Origin of the sequence: Enterobacter cloacae complex sp. IR5418 (assembly GCF_049238105.1) — a bacterium.
GTDB lineage: Bacteria > Pseudomonadota > Gammaproteobacteria > Enterobacterales > Enterobacteriaceae > Enterobacter > Enterobacter hormaechei.
Genome location: NZ_JBMKHS010000114.1, coordinates 1 through 524 on the forward strand (window position 1 = coordinate 1; position 524 = coordinate 524).

Sequence of the window (524 nt, forward strand, 5' to 3'; positions counted from 1 at the left end):
CAGACGCCGTCCGGCGGCAGTACGGATGAAGAGGGTATCAGCCAGTGGGCGCTGGAGGACAGCGTGACGCCGGGGATTTACAGCCTCGACGACTACGACTTCCGCAAGCCAAACGCGTGGCTTTTCCAGGCGCAGCAGAACCCGGCGTCCCCGAAACCGGGCAGCATCGACGTGTACGACTGGCCGGGCCGCTTTGTGGAGACGGGACATGCGGAGTTCTACGCCCGCATCCGTCAGGAGCGCTGGCAGGTTGAGCATCAGCAGATACAGGCGACGGCCACGGCGGCGGGCATTGCGCCGGGCCACACCTTCACGTTAACCAACGCGCCGTTCTTCAGCGACAACGGCGAGTATCTGGTGACGGCGGCCGGGTATCACTTCGAGGAGAACCGCTACGCCAGCGGCGAAGGTGAAACCATTCACCGCACCGATTTCACCGTTATCCCGGCGTCGGTGTCGTACCGTCCGGCGCAGAGCACGGCGTGGCCGCGCACCTATGGCCCGCAGACGGCGAAAGTCGTGGG

Annotated in this window: 1 protein-coding gene; it reads left to right on the forward strand. The window is 65.3% G+C overall.

Annotated elements, in window-relative coordinates:
* Window positions 1-524, forward strand: a 524-nt coding sequence (locus ACOTX7_RS24320) for a contractile injection system protein, VgrG/Pvc8 family (protein WP_350364237.1), incomplete at both ends; no start/stop codon positions are given.